Origin of the sequence: Echinicola shivajiensis (assembly GCF_018642165.1) — a bacterium.
Taxonomy (GTDB): Bacteria; Bacteroidota; Bacteroidia; order Cytophagales; family Cyclobacteriaceae; genus Echinicola; species Echinicola shivajiensis.
This window is the reverse complement of the sequence record NZ_JAHHZM010000016.1, coordinates 111,530-118,744: the sequence shown is the minus strand read 5'-3', so window position 1 is coordinate 118,744 and position 7,215 is coordinate 111,530. Positions and strand designations below refer to the sequence as shown.

Here is a 7,215-nt window from a genome sequence, read left to right as displayed (position 1 = left end):
TGAAAAAGGTATCAAGGCCTATGAAGAAAAAATGCAGCTTCACAGAGAAAGGTGGCTACAAAAAACAGCTAAAGAACTAGGTTATGAACTCGAACAAATTCATGCCTAGTTCTTTACGTCATTGGTACGATAGGAGAAATCTCTTGGGTTATTAAAAATAATTATATGAGATTCTTCCTTTCGTCAAAATGATACAAAAAATAGACTTATTGAGACAGCCTCATGGAAATAGTTTATTTCTGATCCATATAGTCCACCGTCAGATAACTCAAGGCCCTTACACCGAGTTTCAGACTTTCTTCGTCAATGAAAAAATCGGGAGTATGGTGAGCGGCTACTTTCGTGGGATCTTTTCCTTTTGGCATTCCTCCCAAAAAGATAAACAAACCCGGTGCCTCCTGCTGAAAATAACTAAAATCTTCTGCGCCGGTGATAGGATCATGGTAAACGACGTTTTCTTCGCCTGCTGCGGAATATAGTGTTTGGAGCATTTTTTCGGTAAGTTCTGGATCATTAACAGTGGCCGGATAAATTTTGTCAATTTTAATATCTACTTGGGCTCCTGCTGCCTCTCCAGTATGACTTACAATTTCGTGAATTCTTTTATGAATAAGTTCCTGCTGTTGGGTTCCATATGTCCTGATGGTTCCAAGCATTTCAACTTTCTCAGGAATGATGTTTTGGCGCACGCCACCGTGGATACTTCCGATAGTGACAATGGCTGGGTTTTCAGTGATGTTTACATTTCTACTGATAATGGTCTGTAGGGAATTAATGATTTGTGCTGAGGTAACTATTGGATCTACCGATGACCATGGGTAAGCGCCATGAGCTTGTCGGCCATTTACGGTAAGTTTAAGGTTGTCAACAGCGGCCATTGCAGGGCCAGATCGGTATTTAATTTTGCCTACTTCAGTTTGGGAATTGATATGTAGTCCAAATACCACATCTACATCTTCCATGACACCTTCTTCTACCATTAGTTTGGCTCCCCAAGAATCAGTGCCTGAATCAAAGACACCTTCCTCTGCTGGTTGAAAGATAAATTTAACGTTTCCATGTAATTCATCCTTCATCCCCGCCAATACTTCTGCCACGCCCATTAAAATGGAAACATGGGTGTCATGTCCGCAAGCATGCATTACACCGATTTCCTGGTCATTATAGATGGTGGTTTTGGTGGATTTAAATGGTAGGTCATTTCTTTCAGTTACTGGCAAGGCATCCATGTCAGCCCTTAGGGCGACAGTAGGACCATCATGACCACCTTTTAAAAATCCAATCACTCCAGTGACGGCTATATTTTCCTTTACCTCTATCCCCAACTGCCTAAGGTGTTTTGCAACTAAGGCTGCAGTCCGGGTTTCTTGGTTACCTAATTCTGGGTTTTGGTGGATGTCCCTTCGCCAATCAATTACCTTTGATTCAATGTCAGAGGCGCTTTGATCGATTATTTTATGTAATTGATTTTGTCCGAAGGTAAAGGTGCTTACTAACAAGCAAAAAGAAGTGAAGAGGCTTTTATACATGATTGAATGATTGGTTTAATTAAAAGTAGGAAAAAATAAAAAGTATTGAAATTAGTGGATTTAATAACTTTTAATAAGTTTTTAGTTTGAAACTATTTTATTCTAGAAAAAAAAGGAACAATTTGTATCCGTATTTCATTAAAGAAGTTGAAATAAGATCAATGAGATATGAAATTATCAGGTAAAAGGGCCATCGTAACTGGCGTTAGTAAGGGAATAGGACTGGAAGTGGTGAAACAACTTCTTGAAAATGGAGTCCAAGTAGCAGGATGGGGCAGGACTTGCCCACAATTGGAAAATGAATGTTTTCATTTTGTCAGCTGTGATGTGTCAGCTGAGGATTCTGTCAATAGGGCTTATGAAGAAACAAAAAAAATAATGGGCGAAGATATAAGAATCTTGGTCAACAATGCGGGTTTTGGAGTGGCTGGTAACATTGAAGAAATGGATGCAGCAGATTGGAAAGCCATGTTTGATACCAATGTCCATGGAATTTTCTATTCTAGTAGGAAAGTTATTCCGAATATGAAAAAGCAGGATGAAGGGCATATACTGAATGTGGCTTCAATTGCAGGATTAAATGGGGTGGCTAAATTTGCAGGATACTGTGGTACAAAGCATGCTGTCAGAGGAATTTCACATGCCATGTATATGGAACTGAGAGATTTTGGAATAAAAGTTTCTACAATTTATCCAGGGTCAGTTCGTACCAATTTCTTCGACGATATCGAAGGGATGAATGCACATGAGAATATGATGCGTCCAGAAGATGTGGCAAGCACGATTGTCCAGACTTTGGAAACACATCCCAATTATTTTGTGGCTGATGTGGAATGTCGTCCACTAAGGCCAAAAGGAAAACAATAAAAAATGTCGCTTCAAGTAAAGCAGCTCAGTAAATTTTATAAGCAACAAAAAGCTCTTGATCAGGTCAGCTTTGAAGCTGTTCCAGGTCAGGTATTGGGTTTTTTGGGTCCTAATGGGGCTGGTAAGTCCACCACTATGAAGATCGCAGCAGGATATGTTCTTCCTGATGAAGGAGATGTCTTGGTGAATGGGATTTCAACTGTCCAGCATCCAGAACAAACAAGTCGTTTGATTGGGTATTTACCAGAGCATAATCCACTTTACTTGGATATGTACATAAAGGAATTTTTAGGTTTTATGGCTGGCTTGCACAATATTAAAGGTAAGCAAGCAAGGAGTAGGATTGAAGAGGTGGTTGAATCTTGTGGCTTGATACCTGAACAGCACAAAAAGATCGGTGCACTTTCAAAAGGCTATCGCCAAAGAGTGGGGTTGGCCAAGGCACTTGTACATGACCCTAAGGTCATCATTCTCGATGAACCCACTACTGGATTAGACCCCAACCAACTGGTGGAGATCAGAAAGTTGATCAAAACAATCAGCAAGGATAAAACCCTAATATTGAGCACCCATATTATGCAGGAGGTAGAAGCCTTATGTGAAAAGGTGGTGATCATTCATCAAGGAAAGGTGGTCGCTCAGGACCTACTTTCCAATTTGAAGAACAAGAGAGAAAAAACCATTTTAATTCTAGAAACTCAGGAAAGCTTAAAAGAGGAGTGGTTTGTCGGCTTACCAGGATTGGAAAAGATGAAATTGTTGGATGGGCATCAGTTGCAAATTTCTACTGATGATCCTGGGCTTTTGCGCAAGGGGTTGATAGGGCTAATCCATGAAAGACAGCTCTCCCTATTAAACTTGAAACAAGTAGAAAAAAACTTGGAGACCATTTTCCATCAATTAACGGGGAGTAATATATGATCAGTTTGGTTTACAAAGAGGTAAATGCCTTTTTTAATAATATCATCGGTTATTTGATACTTATTGTATTTCTGGTGGCCATGGGTATGGTTGTTTGGGTGTTTCCCAATACAAGTGTTTTGGAATATGGCTTTGCAGATTTGGAGGCACTTTTTGTATATACCCCTTATGTTTTTGCCTTTTTGGTACCTGCTATCACTATGAGGATGATAGCAGAAGAAAAGAAAACGGGTACTTGGGAGTTATTGATGACCTCTCCCTTAAAGCCTCATCAGTTGGTGCTTGCTAAATATTTCGCAGGACTGTTGGTGCTTGTCTTTGCCTTGTTGCCTAGCTTATTGTACTACTTCAGTATCTATCAATTGGGGGCTCCAGTAGGAAATATTGATAGTGCAGGGTTTTTTGGGTCCATTTTCGGAATCATCATGATTGGTGCTGTTTTTACAGGTATAGGACTTTTTAGTTCCTCTTTAACGGATAATCAGATCACCGCTTTTATCCTTGGCGTGTTTTTGTGTTTTTTACTCCATTTTGGTTTTATGGGGCTTGCAAGTCTTTTTGATGCTAGTCAATGGGCTGTTTTAATAGAACAGTTTAGTCTCAGCTATCACTATGAAAACTTGAGTAGGGGAGTGATAGATTCGGGAGATTTATATTTTTTCATGACTTGGATAGTTGTATTGATTGTTTTTACCACACTAATGGTCAGGAGAAAATGAGTAAGAAGAAAATGAATTTTGGCCTGATGATAAGGATGAGAATCCTAAAAGGAGGAATTCTTATTCTCTTGTTGATTGGGGTTCTTGGAATCATGAATAATTTTTTCCCTTTCCGTATAGATCTTACTGAAGAGAAAAGGTATTCTTTGCATGAATCAACTAAGGACGTTTTAGAGAGTTTGGAGGATCCTTTGGAAGTAGAAATGCTTCTATATGGTGATCTGCCAGGGGGGATGCGTCGTTTCCAAAAGAATATTGAAGAAATGGTCAAAACCTTCAATGACTATAGTTCTGTATCTATTAACCTGAAAAGATTTGACCCCTTAAGCATAGAAGGAGAGAAGGAAAAGGAAGACTATATTGTTTATCTGGCTGAATTTGGTATAAATCCAACCAATCTTTTTGCCACAGAAGGTGGGGCCCAAACTTCGAGAATGATTTTCCCTGGAGTGGTGATTCGAAATGAAGAATTCGAAACTGGAGGACTATTGCTAAAGGGGGAAAAAGGGATGACACCTGACCAGATTCTTAATCTATCTGTTGAGAATTTGGAGTTTGAGTTGATTAATATGATCAAAAAGCTCACCAGAAAGGAAATGCAAAAGGTAGCCATGATTACCAATCATGGAGAATTGCAAGAAGATGAGGGCTATGGGATCGTAGAGGCTTTGTCTGAGGAATATGAAGTATATAAAGTTCCTTTGGGCCAGGCACAAAGTGTAGAAGACCTACTGAGTTTTGATGCAGTAATCGTTGCAGGACCAAAATCTGCTTTTTGGGAAAGGGAAGTGTATTTGTTGGACCAGTATCTGATGAGTGGGGGCAAATTGATGTTTTGCGTTGATCCATTAACGGTCAATATGGAGGATGCTGGTGGAGAAGGTACCTTGGCCTTAGGCTTTGATACTGGACTGGATAGGTTGTTGTTTAAATATGGTATTCGGATCAATAGGGATTTGGTTCAGGATATGAATTTCGGGTATTATCCGGTAGTGGCAGGTGAGTTTGGTGATCAGCCTCAGATAGCCCCTTTGCCTTGGCCTTTTTATGTTATCGCCAATAATATGAGCGAACATGTTATCACTAAAGGACTGGATCAAATGAAATTTAGATTTATCAGTTCTTTGGATACAGTAAAGGCAGATGGGGTAAAGAAGACTCCGTTGGTGTTTAGTGGGAATTACAGCCGGACATTGGCTCAGCCAGTGAAGGTTGCTTTTGAGGATATGTCAAAGGAGCCTGACATAAACTTGTATAATCAGAAACAACTTCCATTAGTGTACTTATTGGAAGGTCAGTTTGAGTCTTATTTCAATAATCGATTCCTGCCTGAGGAATTTGATGATGATGCTGATTTTATTAATTCTACTTCAGATGGAGCTGTGATCATAATTGGAGATAGTGATTGGATTCAAAGTGAGCATGAAGTAGCGTCTGGGGATCCTCTGCCTTTGGGCTTAAGTCCATTTACAAGTAACAGTTACGCCAATAGGACATTTTTACAAAATAGTTTAAAATACCTGATAGATCCAGAGGGTATAATGGCAACACGGAGTAAAGTGCTTAAAATCCGTCCACTGGATAAGAAGAAGGTTAAGGAAGAGAAGTTGAAATGGCAGTTGGTTAACGTAGCCTTGCCTGTGGGCTTGATAATGCTGATTGGACTGGTTAAGGTCTATATGCGAAAAAGGCGATATGGGGGGTAATTTATTGAGAAAAAAGGCCTAATGTTTTGGTGTGAAATTTTTTTCTTGAGAAATCCCCTAGCCATACAGGCTTTTATGATTTTATTTATAAATTTACCCTGTTGAAAACCAATTGGAATAAAAGCGTTGGTATTTTGATTGAAAAGTTTTGGTCTTTCTGATAGGATTGTGGATGATCAAAACTTATTTTCAATTAAATTCCAGTAAAAACTAAATCATATTCACATGAAATTTATTGTTTCTTCTTCTGCTCTTTTGAAGCAACTATCCGGAATCAATGGGGTGGTGACCACCAATCCTGTCGTGCCGATTTTAGAAAACTTCCTTTTTGAAATCAAAGAAGGAAAGCTGACCATTACGGCATCCGACTTGCAGACATCCATGATGACCGAGATTGATGTAGAGGCCAAAGAAGATGGAAATATTGCTGTACCTGCAAGAATCTTGATTGAAACCTTGAAAAACCTTCCAGAACAGCCAGTAACTTTCAGCATTGATCATGATACCTATAGTGTTGAAATCAGTTCCGATAACGGTCGTTATAAATTAGCAGGTGAAAATGCAACAGATTTTCCTAAGATCCCTTCTGTTACCAATGCGACAGCGGTGGATATGTCTACAGAGGTTTTGAGCAGTGCGATCAATAACACCATTTTTGCTACGAGTAATGATGAGCTTCGTCCTGCAATGACTGGGGTATATGTGAATTTGAGTAATACCAATGCTACTTTTGTTGCTACTGATGGTCATCGTCTTATTCGTTACAGAAGAGTGGATATCGCTGCCCAAGATGCTGCGAGCATTATCATTCCAAGGAAGGCACTTAACCTATTGAAGTCTACTTTGCCGGCTGAGAATGTGCCGGTTACTGTGGAGTTCAATAATTCCAATGCATACTTCAAGTTTGGGAATATCCAAATGATCTGTCGTTTAATTGATGAGCGTTTCCCAGATTATGAAAATGTAATCCCTGTGGACAATAACAATGACATGACCATCGATAAGGTGGAATTCTTAAGTTCATTGAAGAGGATTGCCATATATGCCAATAAAACTACCCATCAGGTAAGACTTAAGTTGACTGGTAGTGAACTGCAGATTTCAGCAGAGGACCTTGATTTCTCCAATGAGGCAAATGAAAGATTGTCATGTGAGCATGAAGGAGAGGATATTGAAATTGGCTTCAATGCCAAGTTCTTGGTAGAGATGTTGAATAATATTTCTGCTAAGCAGGTTACTTTGAAGTTTAGCGCTCCAAACCGCGCTGGTTTGATCGTTCCAAGCGAAAAAGGTGAGAATGAAGATATCCTAATGCTAGTGATGCCAGTAATGCTTAACAATTACGTATAAGTAAGCACCAGTTATAAAGATTTTGAAACCCGGGTCGTAAGACTCGGGTTTTTTTGTTTTTAAACCAATTTACTTTTAGAGAAAAACTTAACATAAGATTTTTAGGCTTGATATTGTCCTAAT

The 7,215-nt window shown here is 39.3% G+C and carries 6 protein-coding genes; 5 read left to right on the top strand and 1 reads right to left on the bottom strand.

The window, feature by feature from the left end:
* Positions 1–233 precede the first annotated feature (233 nt).
* Entirely contained in the window at positions 234–1,529 is a 1,296-nt protein-coding gene (locus KMW37_RS19350; protein WP_215226289.1) for an amidohydrolase, read from the bottom strand.
* 168 nt (positions 1,530–1,697) lie between these two features.
* Between KMW37_RS19350 and KMW37_RS19345 the strand changes: the two genes are divergently transcribed.
* The 5 genes from KMW37_RS19345 (at position 1,698) to dnaN (ending at position 7,092) form a co-directional block, all read left to right on the top strand.
* Positions 1,698–2,396, top strand: a complete 699-nt coding sequence (locus tag KMW37_RS19345; RefSeq protein WP_215226288.1) for an SDR family oxidoreductase — start codon at positions 1,698–1,700, stop codon at positions 2,394–2,396.
* 3 nt (positions 2,397–2,399) lie between these two features.
* Complete coding sequence (gene gldA, locus KMW37_RS19340) at positions 2,400–3,317, top strand: gliding motility-associated ABC transporter ATP-binding subunit GldA (protein ID WP_215226287.1); 918 nt, start codon at positions 2,400–2,402, stop codon at positions 3,315–3,317.
* Positions 3,314–4,036: a gliding motility-associated ABC transporter permease subunit GldF gene (gene gldF / locus KMW37_RS19335; RefSeq protein ID WP_215226286.1), complete on the top strand. Its 723-nt coding sequence runs from the start codon at positions 3,314–3,316 to the stop codon at positions 4,034–4,036. The genes gldA and gldF overlap by 4 nt, the downstream gene beginning before the upstream one ends.
* Positions 4,033–5,742 carry a gliding motility-associated ABC transporter substrate-binding protein GldG gene (gldG, locus tag KMW37_RS19330; RefSeq protein ID WP_215226285.1) on the top strand — a complete coding sequence of 570 codons (1,710 nt, stop codon included), beginning with the start codon at positions 4,033–4,035 and terminating at the stop codon, positions 5,740–5,742. Before gldF ends, gldG begins: the two co-directional genes overlap by 4 nt.
* Before the next feature lie 225 nt (positions 5,743–5,967).
* Positions 5,968–7,092, top strand: coding sequence for a DNA polymerase III subunit beta (gene dnaN / locus KMW37_RS19325; RefSeq protein ID WP_215226284.1), 1,125 nt, complete (start codon positions 5,968–5,970; stop codon positions 7,090–7,092).
* The last annotated feature ends 123 nt before the right edge of the window (positions 7,093–7,215 follow it).